Raw genomic sequence first — 18,804 nt, forward strand, 5'->3', positions numbered from 1 at the left:
GGAATGTGATAAGCGTTGAAAGGAATTTTAAAAATAATAGGGGCCGTCGCGGTTATTAATATTTTAGCGCGTTTGGTCGGCTTTGCCCGTGAAACATATATCGGGATTGAATTTGGTACAACTGTATATTCAGATAGTATTATTAATGCTTATACAATTCCAAACTTTTTATATTTAGTCATTGGTGGAGCGTTTACAACAGCGTTTATATCCATTTACCATAAGACATCGTCGAGCCTTACGGAATATATACAGCGAACGTTCACAACAATTGTCGTTTCGATTACGCTCATTGTCATTTTATTTATGGTGTTGGCTGATCCGATATTAATGCAGTTTTTCCAAGTTGAGGATCAGGCAGAGTACGAAATGCTGCGCTCACTATACTATTGGATGATGCCATCGACGATTATGCTTGTTTTATCGACTTGGATGAGCGGTATTTTAAATGTTCAAGGCCGTTATCATTTATCAGCATTTTCGGTGCTTATTTATAACGGATCATTTTTACTCGTATCCGTAATCCTATCGATCACAATGGGGCCGATTGGAATGGGAATCGGGGCACTAGCCGGAGCGATATGTATGTTCCTGTTCCTTGTATATGGTGTCCGGAATGTAAAAGAAATGTCCTTCAAGCCGAACTTTAAACAGGCGGAAGATCAGAAAATGCTTTGGAAAGTTGCATTGCCGATTATGCTTGGTGGTGCGACGGCACAGCTTTACATTTTAATTCAACGATTCTTTACGAATATGCTGGAAGCCGGTGTACCATCGGCGATGAACTATGCAACAAAAATGTCCCAGTTCCCGCAGGCAATTTTAATGACTGCTGTAACAACTGTTATTTTCCCGTTACTTAGTAAAAAAGAGGGGGAAGGGGATACAGAGTCGGTAAAACAACTTTATGTTCGCGGTATGCGTTTATTATATTTACTCGTATTACCTGTTTCGGTGTTCTTCTACTTCCAGGCAGAAGGTGTTGTCCGTATCATATTTGAATATAAAGAATTTGATGAAGCTTCTACAGCAATTACAGCGCCATTGCTGCAAGTATTCAGTACGACGATGTTCTTCCTTGCTGCCAACACGTACATTACACGTTTCTACTATGCGAAAGGCAACTCCGTGTTACCAATGATTTTCAGTATTTTAACGGTATTCGGTGTAAATATTGCGGTCGTAATGGCGACAATCGATGAAATGGGTGCGAATGCGGTTGCTTTAGGGACATTGATCAGTGCCATCGTAAACTTCCTGTTGCTTGTTATTGTACTTCAAAGTAAGTATCAGTTAAAACTTCTGGACAAAAACATCGGTCAGCTGTTTAAGTTGGTCATCATTGGACTGATCTTTGTCGCTATTAACTGGGCAATTGCACAATGGATTATCATTGATCAGAAATGGCTTCATATAATTGTTACTTTTATTGTCGCATCAATCAGCTATATGTTATTACTGTTTGCATTCAAAATGGATGAGCTGCAGCAAATTACTAGTAAAGTCAAAGGTAAGATTTCAAGAAAAAAATAATTTAGTTAAGCGCGTATCCTTAAATTTTATAGGATACGCCTTTTTAATATCTCCTGACTAAGGCAGCGATAAAATAAAATTTTCCCTTTTCACTCATGCTATTTATCCATATAACAGGACAATTTATGGATAATTAAATATAAATTATTGCTAAGTTATGTCAATTGGATGCTGATATTAAGGAGAAATGTTAGTTATGTGACAGAAAACTTTATTTTAAAAAAACTTTACTATATAATCATAGGTGGAATAATTGGAATTTAATATATAATTTACTAAACATCTAAAATAGAGATAAGGGTGGAGAAGTATGGCAAGAGGACGACGTGTAAATTCATGCGGTGAAAAAAGTAAAAAATTATTATTGGAAAAAGCAATCGAGTTATTTTCTACATATGGCTATCATCAAACAAAAATCAGTGATATTGTGAAATCGGCAAATTTAACACAGCCGACATTTTATTTATATTTCCAAAGCAAGGAAACACTGTTTAATGATTTAAATGAGAAATTCCACAATGAATTAACTGATATTTTTTCTAGTTCAGCTAATGGCATAAATGACGGAAAATTCGGAATCGATCTTATTCAGGGAAGCCTGACACATATTTTCAATTATTTTATCGAAAATCCTAACTTAACGAAAATCGGTTTTTATGAAGCAGAGCAATCAACGGCCGTGAAAGAAATGCTCGTTTCTAAATTAATACATATCCTTAACACGCAATTAAATGATTCCAACGTTGTAAAGCTGGTGGATGTTACTATTCTGGCAGAAAGTCTTGTTGGTTCTGTGGAAAGACTGACATTGACAAACTTACTTACGAAAAAAACGAATCCGGAAAAGCTGGCAAAAGATATTTGCATGATTTATTTTGCAACGGAATTAAGTTTAGTACACTCGTAAAATTGAAAGAGACGATTGCCAATGCGCAAATCGTCTCTTTTTCGTTTACTGTTTTGTTGTTACATGTAAATAAACACCGGTTTTTATATTTTTGCCTTTTTCATTTTTCACTTTAGGATGAACGATAAGGGCATATTCCTTGCCGGCTGTTAACTCTTTAGCCGGTGTCACAACGAGCTGTTGACCTGATAATTTGTACGTTGTTTTTACGGTATCTGCACCTAACTCAACTAGTTCAACGGAAGAAGATGCAAGATCTTTCGCCAGTTTAGCGGAGAACTTGATCGTGAAAGTTTTATTTAATGGAACATTCTTTAATGCAGCAAGTTCTTTATAATTTTTTAAGTTTGAAGCGATTGTGTCATAATGTGCTTGATAAAGCGGGTCACTCACTGTTTTAATATGTGGTTTAACCCCGACTTCATTTATTTTCGTGCCATTTGGACCATAAAAGTGACCTACCGTTAATTTTAGAAAGCTGCCATCTTCAAGCTCATAAAATGCCTGCATAGAACCTTTCCCGTAAGTTGTTTCTCCGTAAAGCGTGACTGCTTTTTGATCAGCAAGTGCTGCTGCAGTCATTTCAGATGAACTTGCACTATATCTATTTACTAGCATTTTCGTATTTTCAGGGAATGTCGTCGATTGCTTCATCGAACGTACAATAGATGTCCCCGAAGTTTCCTTCAGCTTGTATGCATACGTGGCATTTGGAAACATTCCGATAAGCTGTTCTGCTGCTGTTACATAGCCCCCTCCGTTATTTTGCAAATCGAAAATAAATGATTTTGCCCCTTTATTTTTCAAATCGCGAATTGCTTTCGATACAAGGCTTGCCGTATCATTTGAAAATGAATTCAATGAAATGTAGCCCGTATTTCCGTACAAAATCTTTGTTTCCACATTAGGAAGAGAGAAAGATTTACGTGTTAATTTTTTCGTTAAAACAGTGCCGTCTTCACGTGTAACCGTAATTGAGACTGTTGTATTTGCCGCTCCCTTTATACGGGAAGAAGCCTGGTCGATAGTTAGATCAGCAACAGGTTTCCCATCGATCTCTGTGATGATATCGCCAACTTTTAGACCTGCATTTTTTGCACTGCCACCATCAATCAGTTCGGAAATTTGAATACCGCTTTCTACTTTCTCAATGACGACACCGATACCTACAGTAGTAAGGTCCACGCCATTAATAAACTCATCGAATTCTTCCGGCGTAAAATAAGCAGAATAGGGATCGAGCATTTCTGCCAGTTGCTCAAGGCTTGTGGCACGATTGATGTCACCGCTAACATTCCCTACATAGTTTTCCTTAACAATTTGTTTTGCCTCATCTAAAGGAGCACCTAGTACTGTTAAAGGCACAGCCAGGCACATGATGAAAAACAGTATTGCTGATAAATGTTTTTTTAGCATGAGTCCACCTCATCAATTTTATTTTTCTATAATGTAATGCGTAATGCCATGATAGGGATATTACCATATTTTATCATGAAAACTTCCCGGATTTATGGGGAGGATAAAAAATATTTTAAGCTATTATTAGTCAATAAAAGAGGGTAAGTTACAAGTTTTTACACTTATAACTTACCCCCTAAAAGATAGTTAAACTTATTTTCGTTTTGCTAAATACATAATGTAGCCGATAACACCGCCGACTAATGCAGGGACAACCCATGCGATGCCTTGCTCATAAAACGGGAAGATTGATAAAAAATTATCGTATGCTTCAATTTCAAAGCCGGCAGTTTTGATACCATCATAGATTGCAACAATACCTGTGAAAATTAAAGCCATACCATATACGCTCGGTGCGTGGTTGAATAAATTTCCGAATAGTGCAAAAACCATTAACACAATGGCGAACGGATAAATTGCAACTAACACAGGTAACGACAATTTAATTAAATCAGCTAATCCGAAGTTTGAAACACCGAAGCTGAATAATGCGAAAATCACTAAGTATGTTTGGTAAGAAATTTTCGGGAAAATCTTATTGAAAAATGTTGCGTTTGCAGATAAAAGACCTACAGATGTTGTTAAACAAGCTAAAATGATAACCGCTGATAAAATAATTTTACCGGCTTGTCCGTATAGCTGCTGTGCTGCCAAAGAAATAATTGTACCGCCATCTTCATGGAAGCCAATAGCCGATGTACTTGTTACCCCAATGTAACCTAACGATACATAAACAAATGCTAAACCAATTGCAGCGACAATCCCTGCGAAAATTGTAATTTTAACCTGTCTTGCTCTGTCCGTTATGCCACGGCCAACTAATGATTGAACAATAACAATCCCGAATACGAGTGATGCAAGTACGTCCATCGTTAAGTAACCTTGAATGAACGATTCACCAAATGCGTTATTAATATATGGCCCCTGCGCTTCACCAGCTTCGCCTAATGGAGTAATGACGGCTTTAATCGCAAGTAAACAAATAACGATTAGAAGAGCAGGTGTTAAAATTTTACCTACACGGTCGACGATTTTTGTAGGGTTATATGCTAAGTAGAATGTGATTCCAAAGAAGATAAGTGTTGTAATGAATAATGGAACCCAGCTACCTTTCATTGCTTCTGATAAAAATGGTTCCACACCGATTGAATAAGATACAGCGCCAGTACGTGGAATCGCAAAGAATGGTCCGATTGATAAGTAAATTATCGAAGTGAAAATTATGCCGAAATACGGATTAATTCGGCCAGCCAATACTTCTAAATCTCCGCCGTTTTTTGCTACGGCAATAATACCTAACAGAGGTAATCCGACTCCAGTTATTAAAAATCCGATCATGGATATTACAATATTTTCCCCTGCCATTTGACCTAATTGTGGTGGGAATATAATATTACCTGCACCTAGGAATAATGCAAATAACATAAAACCTACCGCGATATTCTCACGGAAAAAACTTGACTTGCTATTCATGTTGACTAAACTCCTTTAATTTGAAAATACAAAGTTTTCTAAAAATTTAAATCTTTCAACAAGAACTAATTCTATCATATAATTATTAAAATACAAGCTTATTTTCAGAAAACAAATTGCGCCAATTCAGTAACTATGAAATGTTTTTGAACTTCTATTTCCGATTATTAATATATGAGTATAATAATAAGGAAGAGAATGAATTTATCTGTACAATTTTCTCAAAAAAAGAGGGTTGAATACTCTATTAAATATTAAGTAAAATAGAGTAAAATTTAGTTTCATTGAAATGGGGGAGTTTTCATATTGAATAAGAAATGGAAGGTAGTGTTGACAGGTTTAACGTTTTCACTAGCCTTATTCGTCGCACCAGATGCCGAAGCGTCCACTTATACGGTGAAACATGGCGATACGTTAACAAAAATTGCGAAAGCGCACAATACGACGATCAATCAGCTTAAACAATGGAACAACCTATCTCAGGATCGCATTTTTATCGCACAAAAACTGGTTGTTGCGCCAGCAAAAAGTGCAGTAAATGCAGTGAGCAAATCACCGGCAGTAACCAAAACGGCCACTGTAACAACTGCACCGAAAACGACGGCAGTTTCAGTTGTAGAGGAAAAAGTTGAAAGACCGCAAAATACAGTATCTCATACGGTTATAAAAGGGGATAATTTAACAAAGATCGCTAAAAAGTACAGTATCTCGGTAGCAAGCATTAAACAGTTGAACAATTTAAAATCTGATGCGATTAAAGTTGGTCAAAAGCTGACAATCAGCCAGCAGGCAACTAAAGACTTGGCTGTTGAAGCTCCTTCTGCCAAAACAGTAGAGGCAGAAATTAATTTCAGTCAAACAGCAGACGAAGCGATTGAAAAACAGTTAAAGAAGGAAGTTGCACTGCCGGGGAAGGTTTCCCAACAGACAGAGCGCCTATACGGACAAGCTATTCAAGCGGCTAACGCTGTATTAGGTACACCTTATAAATATGGCGGAACAACAATAGAAGGATTTGACTGCAGCGGCTTTGTAAACTACATATTTAATTCAGTCGGAGTCCAGATGGATCGTAAAAGCAGCCTTATGTATTTCGAACAGGATACGACAAAAGTGACGCAACCTGTACCGGGTGATTTAGTATTTTTCAAAAATACATTTATCCCGACGATTTCACATATGGGTATCTATTTAGGGAACGATGAATTTATCCATGCGGGATCGAAAGGTATTACGATTTCTAATGTTCAGGAAAAATATTGGGCTGAGCGCTTTGTCGCGTATAAACGACTTAATAATTTAAAATAATATGATGAAGAACTAATGTGTGTTGTTGAAAAAGCACATATTAGTTCTTTTTTTGTTACAGGAATTCATCGTAATATTACAAATGTTACGAAAAACGCTTTGAATATTGGTTAATATTACAAATAATAGCGGTAATTGTTTGGATGTTAGTTTAAAATCCCTATTAAAAATAGGTTCTTTGGCAATGTTTGAAGTTATTTCAAAACGGGTAAATGTAACTTTGTTGTTACATAACTGTAATGTTATAAAATAGAATCCCGTGTTAACCTAATATCAATTAAGTTTTCAGAAAATTATTAATTGGTTGGAGGAACACGATGGATTACTTGAAATTATTACGCAACACCGTACTAACTTTGGCAGCAGCCTTCGTAATTTTCTTCGCACCGGTAAATGAAAATGAAGCTTCTGCAGAAACGGCTTACTCAATTGATGAGTTAAAAGAAGTATCTTCGAAATATTTAGGAGTTCGCTATTCATACGGCGGTACATCAGCAAAAGGCTTTGACTGCTCAGGCTATGTACGTCATGTATTTAAAGAACTAGGCATCACATCACTGAATCGCACATCTTCAGAAATGTACACACAAGGTACGAAAGTTAAGAAAAGCGACCTTGAGCCGGGGGATTTAGTATTTTTCAACACATCAGGCAAACGCATCTCTCATGTAGGGATTTACATTGGTTCAGGAAAATTCATCCACGCTTCTACAAGCAAGGGTGTTATTAAAACAAGTATTAACGACAAATATTACTGGGGTAAAAAGTACGTAGGTGCTAAACGCATCGCGAACTTCTCCACAGCAGAAGCTCTTGTAGCAGACGCAGACGAGTCAGATGTAGACAATACACCAGAAGCAGAATAATACATAGATTATACACACTACTACATACTGCAAAATTCGCAAATACAATCTCTCACCTTCTATAAGGTGGGGGATTTTTTAGTTTGTTTTGAAATGAAGAATGGGTGATGATTGTGAGTTTGAGTTTTGCTTTGCGTCTAGGGTTGGTAGATTAATAGGGGGACTTTATAAGTAAACAGTTCTACATTAGTTAGGGAAGTTTCTACATTAGCCTCGAAACATTCTACATAACCTCTGAAATTTCCACATTACTATTGCTTCGTTCTATATAAACAAAGAAATGTTCTACTTTTTTCTTAGAATCTATAAAAACAGCATCCGGAAGCCAAATAAATGACTTCCGTATGCTGCATACAAAAACTATTGTGGTACACGAGCTGTCCAGCGAGATAAATCAGCGCCATCAGCCGTTACTAATTCTTTAGGGAAGATGAATGTCCAAGGTTTTGTCGTATTAGGCTGTACTGTTAATACAGGATCTAATTTGAACGATCCTTTTGCAACTAAAACATTGCGTGCATCCATAATTTCAAGTGGTAACTGTTCCAAGTTAATCGCTTTTTCGTGCCCGTTACGGATGAAAATTGATGCGTGGAAGCTGCCGTCATCGTTTAATTTCGCTTGTAATCCTGTGAAGTTTACTTCTGTTTTTCCTAGCTTCGGTAAAGTTTTCACAATTTCAGCTAACTTTTCTTGCTGGTCTTTCGGTAATTGTTTCTTCCATGTATCGTCCAAGTCCAATTGGTGACCGCGTAATGAAAGTAAGTTGAATGAAATTTTCCAGCCTTCTTCAGGCACTTCGTCTGCTGTAATTGAAGAAGCAGGGAATGTGAAAATCCAAGGACGTGCACTTTCTGCAGGGATTACACCCAGCTCTTTAAAATCAAAGTAATGTGAAGCAACGCGGTTATCATCTTTATCTAAAATTAATAGTTCGATTTCGCCCAATTCAATTGCTTCAGATAATGAAGAACGGAAAAATGCTTTTACATTCCAAGAACCGTTTGCCATTGAAGGTTCGATATTAATAGCCGACAATGATAATTGATTTGGTTTCAATGGTGCTAAATCATTCGCTAGGAAGTTAAAAACATATTTTTGTTCCTGAGGTACATCCCACTCAGGATGGAACGATAATTTAGTAATTACATCGCGGTTTGCACCTTTTTTAGAAGTCTCACCCGATGTTTTTACGACTGATGAAGAATCAACAGCACTGTCTTTACCTACTTTATCACCTTTTTTAAATAAATCGAATAAACCCATCTGCTATTCCTCCACATTCATCGTAATGTTTTTCATAAATGTTACAAGTTCTTCTACTATTTTGCGACGTAGTTCCTGATAGTTTTTACCGAATAATTCTAGTCCTTCACGTTGGTAAATACGCATTGGATCTTCCTGTTGGTAATGACGTAAGCCAATACCTTCTTTTAAGTGAGCCATTTGTTCTAAATGTTTTATCCACATTTGATCGATAAAGCTCAACATAACTTGCGGAATGATCGCCATAATTTGATCGTTTTCTGCAAAACCTTCGATAACTTCTGTTAATTCTTTTACGGAAGGGTCCATTGCATCGAGTATTTTCTTTACTTTAATTTCTTCACGGTTCACCGTAACAGGTGTTAAGAATAATGAGTTTACTGTGCGTTCCATTTTATCGAAATCCCACTCAAGTACGTCTTTATCTTCCGGGGCATTTTCACGAACAGCAAAATCAACAGTTTCCTTCATCATTGTCACGAGATGTTCCAAAATATTTTCATTGCGTAATACTTTATCACGTAAATCGTAAACTACTCGACGTTGATCATTAATCACATCATCCAGCTTTAAATTGTATTCACGCATAGAGAAGTGTGCGCCTTCAACGATACGCTGAGTACGTTCGATCAGCTCTGAAACTTCTTTGTTCTGAATGAGACCGATTTCGTTAGTCGTCATCTTTTTGCGGAATTTCTCGACATCATCTTTTGCGAAACGCTTGAACATATCGTCTTCGATCGAAAGGATAAAGCGAGTTTCACCTACGTCACCTTGACGGCCTGAACGCCCACGTAACTGGTTATCGACACGACGGCTTTCATGTTTTTCAGTACCGATTACAAATAAACCACCAAGATCTTCAACGCCTTCACCTAATACGATATCCGTACCACGTCCAGCCATGTTAGTTGCAACGGTAATACGATTTTTTTGTCCTGCTTCCGAGATTAACTCAACTTCTTGCTCGACTGTTTTCGCATTTAATAATTGGAATTTTAGACCGTGTTTTTTCAAGTAACTTGCTACTTTTTCTGACTGTAAAATAGAAGTTGTCCCGATTAATACCGGCTGTCCTTTTTCATGACGACGCAATGCTTCCTGTGCCACATATTCGTATTTTTGTTCGATGTTTTCGAATACGATATCCGGCTGATCAAGACGTCGACGTGGACGGTTTGTCGGTATTTGAATAACACGCATACCGTAAACTTCTAAAATTTCCTTTTCCTGAGTTTTCGCAGTACCTGTCATCCCTGATAATGTCGGATACATACGGAAATAGTTCTGAATTGTAACTTGTGCCTGTGCTTTGTTTTCCTCGGTGATTGTCACGCCTTCTTTCGCTTCAATCGCCTGATGTAAACCGTCAGATAGTGAACGGCCTTCCATAATACGGCCTGTAAACATATCGACCAATTCGATTTTGTCATCACGTACGATGTAATCAACATCACGTTCAAACATAACGTGTGCACGTACTGCCTGAATTACGTAATGGTACAATGTTTGGTGTTCTAAGTCATAAAGGTTATCGACACCGAATGCCGCCTCAACTTTTTCGATCCCTTGATCTGTTAACGAAGTTGCTTTCGTTTCGTCATCAAAATCATAATCTTCTTCCTCTTTGAAACGTTTCGCTAACATTGCAGCAATCCGGTGCAATTCTTCGTTTGCACCCATTTTACCAGCAATGATTAACGGTGTTTTCGCTTCATCGATTAAAACCGAATCAACCTCATCGATAATCGCAAAGTGATATGGACGCTGTACTTTATCGCCGATTGTATGTGCCATATTATCACGCAGGTAGTCGAATCCGAATTCCGTACCGACACCGTATGTAATATCCGCATTGTACGCTTCCTTTTTATCTGCAGGTTCCATCATCGGAACATTCAGTCCAACAGTTAACCCTAGGAAACGGTGAATTTGCCCGATTAAGTCGAAGTCACGTTTTGCAAGGTAATCGTTTACCGTAATTACATGAACACCTTTGCCTTCCAATGCACGTACGTAAGAAGGGAGTGAGGCAACGAGTGTTTTACCTTCACCAGTAGGCATTTCGGCAATATTACCTTCAGTCAGTACTAGACCGCCGATTAATTGCACATCAAAGTGGCGCATGTTTAATACACGTTTAGAAGCTTCACGGACAACAGCAAATGCATCAGGGATAATATCAACTAGCTGAGCACCGTTTTCTAAACGCTCTTTAAATGTAAATGTCATATTTCGAAGTTCTTCGTCAGACATGGGACTATATGTTGCTTCGAGGCTGTTAATCTGCTCTACCGTTTTGTAGTATCTTTTTAGCTCTCGAGCACTTGTTTGCTCTTTATTACGTTTGAAAATTGAGAACATTATTTTACTCTCCTTTGAAATTGGCTACTTTAATATAGTAGACACTTCGTTATTTTATCAAATAATGCGTAAAAAGACTACTGACCAAAAGGGAATTCATAGGAGTAATATAAATAAACTGGATAGGAACCAAATTAATAATGGTACTTATTTGATAATTTGAAAGCTTACAAGAAATTAGTAATTTAGGAGAAGATTAATAGATGTTAAATTTATGTGGGCTGAATAAATAGTGGAAGGAATTTAAGCTATATTTTATGATTTGTTCATGCTATACTTATGTTGAATAAAAATGTAGAGTTTAATGAATCTCCAAAAGGCGATTTATTGTAATGCTTAATACTACAAAAAATTAAGGAGGAGAGACATGATTTACGTGTCTTTAATCGTAGCTTTTATTGCTGCTATTATACTAACTCCGCTTGTGAAGCGATTGGCTTTTCGCCTTGGAGCTGTAGATGCCCCGAACTATCGTAAAGTGCATGCACGCATTATGCCACGATTAGGCGGTTTAGCAATTTTTGGTGCGTTTATGATCGGGATATTACTTTTAAAATTTGTCACGAACTTCGAAAGTGACTACTTATACGCGATTTTAATCGCCGCGACAATTATTGTAGCAACAGGTATCGTTGATGATATGCGTGAAATTTCCGCTAAAGCTAAATTGCTTGGCCAAGTGATCGCTGCCTGTATTGTTGTATTTGTCGGCGGTATTCAAATTGACAATATTAACTTACCGTTTGGTGGGGAACTGGAATTCGGCTGGTTAGGAATTCCGTTCACAATCATTTGGATTGTCGGTATTACAAATGCAATTAATTTAATTGATGGTCTTGATGGACTAGCTGCAGGTGTATCCACAATTGCTTTAATGACATTGGCTGTAATGGCGATGATCATGGGGAATGGCATTGTTATCGCAATGGCTGCAATATTGGCGGCTGCAACAATCGGATTCCTGTTTTTCAACTTCCACCCTGCGAAAATCTTCATGGGGGATACAGGTGCACTGTTTTTAGGATTTATGATTTCGGTGCTCGCACTACTAGGATTTAAAAACGTAGCGGTGATTTCGTTCGTTATCCCGGTTATTATGTTAGGAGTTCCGATTTCTGATACATTCTTCGCAATCGTTCGTCGTTTGCGCAGCGGTAAAAAGTGGTCGGATCCGGATAAATCGCATTTACACCACCGCTTATTGGATTTAGGATTCTCACATCGTCAAACTGTGACAATTATTTATGCAATGGCTGCAATGTTCGGTCTTGCTGCTGTCATCTTCTCAATGGCAAAAGTATGGGGCGCGATTTTACTCATTGCCGTAATATTAGTGGCGATTGAGCTGTTTGTAGAAATTATCGGCCTTGCCGGCAAAAACTATAAACCGTTACTCAACCTCGTAAGAATATTTAATAAGTGAAAAGACCGAAACAAGTAAATGGCATTATGCTGTTTGCTTGTTTTTTTGTTGTGGGGATTTTTTTGCAAAGCATAGGGGGAATGTAGAAAGTTATGTGGGGAAAGTGGAACGGACTGAACTATAAGTAGAAAGTTTCGCAGCGAAAGTAGAAACTGTTCAGGGAAAAGTAGAATAAATGGTCGAAAAAGTAGAAAGTGTGAATTTTAATGACGGAAACACACACTTTATTATAGGTAGAAACACCAAATAAAAAACCAACCCCCGCATTACTCGCGGAGATTGGTTTATCAATTTATTGTGTATCTGTATCCGTTCTAGTTGTATAAGCTGAATTTGATTGTGAGCTTGTGCCTGAAATGTTTGTCGATTCAGGAGTAAGTCCTAAATGACTTTTTAAAATATGGCTCGTTTCTTCAAGTGCTTCTTGATCCAACTTGTAATAATAAACGCCTGTCGACATATCGTCATAGCCTTCCAATGTCAATGTATCAATACGAGGCATGCCGTTTGTTAAATAGCTGAAGAAAGATTTCATTTCCGTAAATGTCATATCTGTCTTCATATTGTTTCCGACAGCTGATAAAATGTCATCGTATTTTGAAATGGATGTGAATGATGCTGCTTTAGTAGCAATCGCCTGAATGATTTCCTGTTGGCGTTTACCGCGTTCAATATCATTGTCCTGTTTACGTGTGCGGGCAAGAGCCAATGCTTCACGGCCACCCAATGTTTGCAATCCTGGCTGCAAGTTGACAGTGTTGCGGTCGAACTCGTCTTTTTCAAGCATTGCGTAAGGTACTTCTGCTTCAATACCGCCTAATGCATCGACAATATCAATGAAGGCATTAAAGTTTACACGTAAATAATAATCAATTGGAATATCAAATAATTCTTCTACAGTTTCAATTGAAGCAAGTGTGCCACCACGCGCATGCGCATGGTTGATTTTATCGTTATATCCGATATGAGGGATGTAAACATATGAATCACGTGGGATACTTACTAGTTTAACTGTTTTTGTTTTATTGTTTAAAGTGGCAAGCAGGAGGGCATCTGTGCGGGAATTGTCTGCACCTTGTCCGCGCTTATCACTATCATCGACACCTAAAATTAAAATCGAAACATTGTCTTGGGCCGGCTCTACTTTTACTTCTCGTTGTTCCGGAATTTTGCGGTCCTCGATTTCTTCATATGCACTGTTTGCAGCATGTTCGGCTTGCTTCGTCAAATAGACGCCGTATGCTGTTGCACAAATTACGAGCGAAAGAGTCAAAAGCGTCGTAACTTTAAGAAACAATCTGAATTTCGAAGAGCCTTTCTTTTTATTTTGCCTTGTTTTCATAAAGATTCTCCTCTAGGTTAGGGATAGGTTACTATATTAAATTGGCTATTATAGTTAATTCGTAATCTTATCTAATATACTATAATCTACTTATGTCGTAAAGTTACGAAATCATGTATTATATGACGCTTAATTACACTATTCTTTCAAAAACTCGATAAAAAGTGCATCTTCTTGTGTGATCACAGCCTGGCCATTTGTCAGTTCTGTAATCCAGTCAATGAAAGTTTGCTCTTCTTCTTTTAAAACGTGTACATAAATTTCTACATTTTCGGCATACTGAATATCATGAAGAGGGTAGTGGGAACCGCGTATCTCATTTTCTATTTTCCCCAACCACACATAATCAATCCCAATTTTCATTAAATAATGTAATTTTCGCTCAACAACTTGAGCAGCTGCGATACCTTCTGTCGTTGCTTTACTGTAGGCGCGGATTAAACCGCCTCCGCCTAGCTTTATGCCGCCAAAATAGCGAGTGACGACAACGACCGTATCTTTTAAACCTTGTTTTTTTAGAACTTCTAACATAGGGACGCCTGCAGTGCCACTTGGTTCCCCGTCATCATTCGCCTTTTGGATCTGATCATGCTCACCGATCATATAGCAGGAGCAGTTATGGGTAGCCGATGCATGCATCTTTTTTATTTTATCAATAAAGAGAATCGCTTCTTCTTCTGTTTCGACGCGTTCTACATAAGTTAAAAAACGCGATTTGGATATGATGATTTCTGATTCTCCGTAACCTTTTACTGTAATGTAGTTATTTCTCATTATCGATTCTCCTTAATATTACAATTTGATTTCAAATTTGTGGTTATAATTTAACTTAAAAAATGATTTACTAATGATATAATATGTATGTACTATATTAGTAGGTTACAAAGTAAAAAGATAGAGTAGTTCGCATTCTGACTAAGTAAGGTGGGGAAAAAGTGCTAGAAAACAATCAAATAGACATCGCCTCGCTTGATGTAATATTTAATCGAATGTTGGAAACTATTACAAGTTCGAAAGATGATGTATTTATTATAAGCGAACAAAGCCGCAGAAACTTCGAAGAGATGCAACAAGAGCTGGAAGTTGTGCGTCATGAAATTAAGATTATAATAGATGAAAGTGATAACTTGGAAAAGTTGCTTCAATTATCTAGACAGCGATTAGTCGTTGTGAGTAAAAGTTTCAATAATCATTCAGAAGAGCAAATACGTGCTGCTTATGAAAATACAAGTAATTTACAATTAAAGGTCTCTCTTTGCCGGGAGCGTGAAAAGCAGCTAAGAGATAAGCGTGATGATTTGGAAAGACGCCTGCGCACACTTTATGATACGATTGAAAGAGCGGATCATATCGTGAATCAAGTGAATGTTGTTATTAACTTTTTGACGACTGACCTGAAAAATGTCGGGGCAGCACTTGAACAGGCAAAAATCAAACAGGATTTTGGTATACGTATTATCGCAGCCCAGGAGGAAGAACGAAAGCGTTTATCGCGCGAAATTCATGATGGGCCTGCACAGATGATGGCGAATGTGCTGATGCGTTCGAATTTAATTGACCGCACTTTCCGAGAAAAAGGATCCGACGCCGCTTTAAAAGAAATTCATGATTTGAAAATAAGCGTACGCAACGCCTTATCCGAAGTACGCCGCATTATTTATGATTTACGTCCAATGGCACTTGATGACCTAGGTATTGATCCAACATTGAAAAAGTATTTATCTACGATTATGGAGTACAATCCGGGTGTTGAGATTCAGTTCCTTTCATATAATAACGAGCGCAGAATCCCTTCAGATTATGAGGTGGCTGTTTTCCGTTTAGTGCAGGAAAGTGTAAACAATGCATTGAAACACGGAAAACCAAACCTGATTATTGTTAAACTAGAGTGGTTATGTGACGAAATTAATGTTGTAGTAAAAGATAATGGGGTTGGATTTGATACAGAAAGCGTTCGTGAAGGATCTTTCGGTATTATGGGAATGAGAGAAAGAATTGAACTGCTGAAAGGTTCTTTGAAAATTAGCAGCAGCATCGGTAAGGGTACAACGATTTTAATGAAAATACCATTGCCGACAAAAGATGAAGAGATTAGATAGCAGAATTCCAGGGGGTTTCGAAATGACGAAAATTATTATTGTAGATGATCACCAATTATTCCGTGAAGGGGTAAAACGTATTTTAGATTTTGAAGATACATTCGAGGTTGTTGCTGAAGGTGATGACGGTATAGATATCGTTAACTTATATGAACAAAACGAACCGGATGTTGTATTAATGGATATTAATATGCCGGGCAGAAACGGTGTAGAAGCAACAGCTGATTTACTTGCTGTATATCCGGATGCGAAAGTAATGGTTTTATCGATTCATGATGACGAATCATATGTAACACACGCATTAAAATCAGGTGCACTTGGCTATATGCTGAAAGAAATGGATGCCGATGAAATCGTTGAAGCGATCAAAGTTGTTTCTAACGGTGGTTCTTACCTGCACCCGAAAGTAACAAAAAATCTGGTTGCGGAATTCCGTCGACTATCAGAGCACGAAAATAAAGGTAATTTCCATCAAACAGAAATTCGCCGCCCATTCCATTTATTAACGAAGCGTGAATGTGAAGTGCTTCAATTATTAACAGATGGCCAATCGAACCGTACAATCGGTGAGACATTATTCATCTCGGAAAAAACAGTTAAAAACCATGTATCAAGTATTTTACAAAAAATGAATGTTAATGACCGTACACAAGCAGTAGTAACAGCCATCAAAAACGGCTGGGTAGAAGTACGTTAATTACATATTAAACGTTAAAACAGGGATTCGATTTCGCCTCCCTGTTTTTATTTTTGCATATTATTGCCGATTAATAAATAGTTTTAGCCGTGTATTCTATGAAACATCTGTGAACAAGTTTCGTCCTAATGTTTTGAAGGCAATAGCAAATAATTCGTGCATCGAATTTTTTTGTTCATAAAGAAATTTAGGTTTTTAATGAAATTTGTATAAGAAAAAACATCATCACATGCTATGTTGTACAAGATGGGTTTTTCCAATATTGTGTGCTAAAATGTTTTGCGGGAGGTTGTAAAATTATGAAAAAATGGTTGGTAGCTGTACTAGCGGTTTTTGTACTGGCAGCTTGCGGGAATGAACAAGAAGCTTCACCTGAAAATCTGCAGAAAACGATCGACGAAGGTACTGTAGGCTTTGAAATGATGGGTGATTCAATTCAGGAAGAGGCAGATGTCCCGGAGGAAGAAAAAAATAATATTATATCTGCGTTTAATGAATATATTGCAGCCTTTAATGAAAAAGATTTAGAACGTTATAAAAATATAATTTCCAAAAATGCGTCAGGTTTTAATTATGACGAAGATATCGAAGCGGTTTCCGACGTGTTTAATCAATATGATGTAAAACGTACGGCAGAAGATATTACAATTGTTAAATACAGCGAAGATGAAGCACAAGTATTTTCCAATTTAACGACAGAAACGAAAGAAATTGATACAGGTGCAGAACTATCCGGTGTGGGCCGCCAAGTAACGGTTTTGAAGAAGGAAGACGGTTGGAAAGTTTCGAGCATCTATTATATCGGCAGTGAATAAAATCGTATCTTCTATAATATATAGTAAAAACATCTTGCGCGAATGGATGCCAAGATGTTTTTTTCATATAGTGACGAAGGTGAGAATGTGTGGAGTTCCCTATAAGAAAGGCAAAATACCGTTCACAATTATAGTGAGTTCATGTAAACTAGTGAACATAGGAGAGTGGGAGAGCGATGAAAACAGCAATTGTTACAGATAGTACAGCCTATTTAACACTTGAAGAACGAAATTCGTACAATGTCCATATGATTCCTCTAAGTGTAAACATTGAAGGAACATTTTACGATGAAGAAATTGATATTACAGCTTCAGAATTTTACGACCGTGTGCGCGGTGCAGCGGAGTTTCCGAAAACAACGCAACCGTCTGTCGGAAAATTTGTCGAGCTTTTTGAAACTTTAGGAAAAGATTATGATGAAATTGTAACGATTCACTTATCAAGCGGAATCAGCGGAACTTTCCAAGGTGCTGTCCAAGCGGGCGCAATGGTGGAAGGCGTAAACGTTCACGCATTTGATTCGGAAGTGGCAGCCTACTTGCAGGGCTTCTATGTAAAAGAAGCTGCTAAACTTGCATCGGAAGGCGCTTCAGGCGAGCAGATTATGGCACACTTGAATGATTTGAAAGGTTCGATGGATGATTATATTATTGTCGACGATTTACAGCATCTGCAGCGCGGCGGTCGTTTATCAGCAGCAGCCGCATTAATCGGCGGATTGCTTCAAGTAAAACCGATTTTAACATTCCAGAACAAAGTCATCGTGCCATTTGAAAAAATCCGTACACGCAAAAAAGCACTACGCCGAGTGGAAGAACAACTCGCTTCGGCAGTCGAAAAGCACGGTGCCCTTCAAGCAACAGTTATTCACGCCAACTGTGAGGAAGAAGCACGCGAATGGATGAAGTCTCTGGAAGCGACGTACCCTACAGTCGATTTTACACTAAGCTACTTCGGTCCAGTAATCGGTACTCACTTAGGTGAAGGTGCGATTGCAATGGGATGGATTAAGAAATAATTTTGTTTTTAGGCTTAACAGTCACTACTTCTTAGGGAGAGTGGCTGTTTTTTGTTTTTAAGTGGGGGGCGGCGGGTCGCGGCGAGGGATATTAGAAGTTTGTAGGTGGAAAGTAGAACACGGGCCGTGGAAAGTAGAAAGTTTTCGGTTGAAAGTGGAATGTGAGCAGGGATAAGTAGAAGCGGTTGTCGGTATTAGAAGTTAGTGGGCGGAAAGTAGAAATTTTTTCAGGGT

15 protein-coding genes are annotated in these 18,804 nt (G+C 37.9%); 9 read left to right on the plus strand and 6 right to left on the minus strand.

The window, feature by feature from the left end; genetic code table 11:
• Positions 1-15 precede the first annotated feature (15 nt).
• Complete coding sequence (murJ, locus tag MKY51_RS03115; RefSeq protein WP_339175240.1) at positions 16-1,533, plus strand: murein biosynthesis integral membrane protein MurJ; 1,518 nt, start codon at positions 16-18, stop codon at positions 1,531-1,533.
• 310 nt (positions 1,534-1,843) lie between these two features.
• Positions 1,844-2,440 carry a TetR/AcrR family transcriptional regulator gene (locus tag MKY51_RS03120; protein WP_339175241.1) on the plus strand — a complete coding sequence of 199 codons (597 nt, stop codon included), beginning with the start codon at positions 1,844-1,846 and terminating at the stop codon, positions 2,438-2,440.
• A gap of 45 nt (positions 2,441-2,485) precedes the next feature.
• Here the strand turns inward: MKY51_RS03120 and MKY51_RS03125 are convergent, their stop codons facing one another.
• Both MKY51_RS03125 and brnQ read right to left on the minus strand, forming a co-directional pair.
• Positions 2,486-3,856 (minus strand): S41 family peptidase, encoded by a 1,371-nt coding sequence (locus MKY51_RS03125; protein ID WP_339175243.1) that lies wholly within the window; start codon positions 3,854-3,856, stop codon positions 2,486-2,488.
• A 195-nt stretch (positions 3,857-4,051) separates the two neighbouring features.
• The gene (brnQ, locus tag MKY51_RS03130; protein ID WP_339175244.1) at positions 4,052-5,371 is read right to left on the minus strand and encodes a branched-chain amino acid transport system II carrier protein; all 1,320 of its coding nucleotides are present in this window, start codon (positions 5,369-5,371) and stop codon (positions 4,052-4,054) included.
• A gap of 306 nt (positions 5,372-5,677) precedes the next feature.
• On the opposite strand from brnQ, the gene MKY51_RS03135 reads away from it, so the two are divergent.
• A complete protein-coding gene (locus MKY51_RS03135) occupies positions 5,678-6,679 on the plus strand; it encodes an NlpC/P60 family protein (RefSeq protein ID WP_339175245.1) in 1,002 nt (333 codons plus the stop codon).
• A gap of 317 nt (positions 6,680-6,996) precedes the next feature.
• Positions 6,997-7,545, plus strand: coding sequence for a C40 family peptidase (locus MKY51_RS03140; RefSeq protein WP_339175246.1), 549 nt, complete (start codon positions 6,997-6,999; stop codon positions 7,543-7,545).
• Positions 7,546-7,905: 360 nt separating this feature from the next.
• On the opposite strand, the gene MKY51_RS03145 is transcribed toward MKY51_RS03140, so the two are convergent.
• Positions 7,906-8,811: an accessory Sec system S-layer assembly protein gene (locus MKY51_RS03145; RefSeq protein WP_339175247.1), complete on the minus strand. Its 906-nt coding sequence runs from the start codon at positions 8,809-8,811 to the stop codon at positions 7,906-7,908.
• A gap of 3 nt (positions 8,812-8,814) precedes the next feature.
• Entirely contained in the window at positions 8,815-11,175 is a 2,361-nt protein-coding gene (secA2, locus tag MKY51_RS03150) for an accessory Sec system translocase SecA2 (protein ID WP_339175249.1), read from the minus strand.
• Positions 11,176-11,542: 367 nt separating this feature from the next.
• Here secA2 and MKY51_RS03155 point away from each other — a divergent pair, with 367 nt between their 5' ends.
• Entirely contained in the window at positions 11,543-12,598 is a 1,056-nt protein-coding gene (locus MKY51_RS03155; protein WP_251689785.1) for an MraY family glycosyltransferase, read from the plus strand.
• Between the two features lie 292 nt (positions 12,599-12,890).
• Here MKY51_RS03155 and MKY51_RS03160 read toward each other — a convergent pair whose 3' ends face one another.
• Together MKY51_RS03160 and MKY51_RS03165 are read right to left on the minus strand one after the other, a co-directional pair.
• The gene (locus MKY51_RS03160) at positions 12,891-13,940 is read right to left on the minus strand and encodes an LCP family protein (RefSeq protein ID WP_339175250.1); all 1,050 of its coding nucleotides are present in this window, start codon (positions 13,938-13,940) and stop codon (positions 12,891-12,893) included.
• A 138-nt stretch (positions 13,941-14,078) separates the two neighbouring features.
• A complete protein-coding gene (locus MKY51_RS03165) occupies positions 14,079-14,714 on the minus strand; it encodes a YigZ family protein (RefSeq protein WP_339175251.1) in 636 nt (211 codons plus the stop codon).
• Positions 14,715-14,875: 161 nt separating this feature from the next.
• Here MKY51_RS03165 and MKY51_RS03170 point away from each other — a divergent pair, with 161 nt between their 5' ends.
• From MKY51_RS03170 to MKY51_RS03185, 4 genes are all read left to right on the plus strand, one after another.
• Entirely contained in the window at positions 14,876-16,039 is a 1,164-nt protein-coding gene (locus MKY51_RS03170; RefSeq protein ID WP_339175252.1) for a sensor histidine kinase, read from the plus strand.
• 22 nt (positions 16,040-16,061) lie between these two features.
• A complete protein-coding gene (locus MKY51_RS03175; protein ID WP_339175253.1) occupies positions 16,062-16,736 on the plus strand; it encodes a response regulator transcription factor in 675 nt (224 codons plus the stop codon).
• 299 nt (positions 16,737-17,035) lie between these two features.
• Positions 17,036-17,551, plus strand: coding sequence for a nuclear transport factor 2 family protein (locus tag MKY51_RS03180; RefSeq protein ID WP_339175255.1), 516 nt, complete (start codon positions 17,036-17,038; stop codon positions 17,549-17,551).
• A gap of 176 nt (positions 17,552-17,727) precedes the next feature.
• On the plus strand, positions 17,728-18,570 hold the full coding sequence (locus MKY51_RS03185; protein ID WP_339175256.1) for a DegV family protein: 843 nt from the start codon (positions 17,728-17,730) through the stop codon (positions 18,568-18,570).
• Positions 18,571-18,804 lie beyond the last annotated feature (234 nt).

Origin of the sequence: Solibacillus sp. FSL R5-0691, from assembly GCF_037974225.1 — a bacterium.
Classification (GTDB): Bacteria; Bacillota; Bacilli; order Bacillales_A; family Planococcaceae; genus Solibacillus.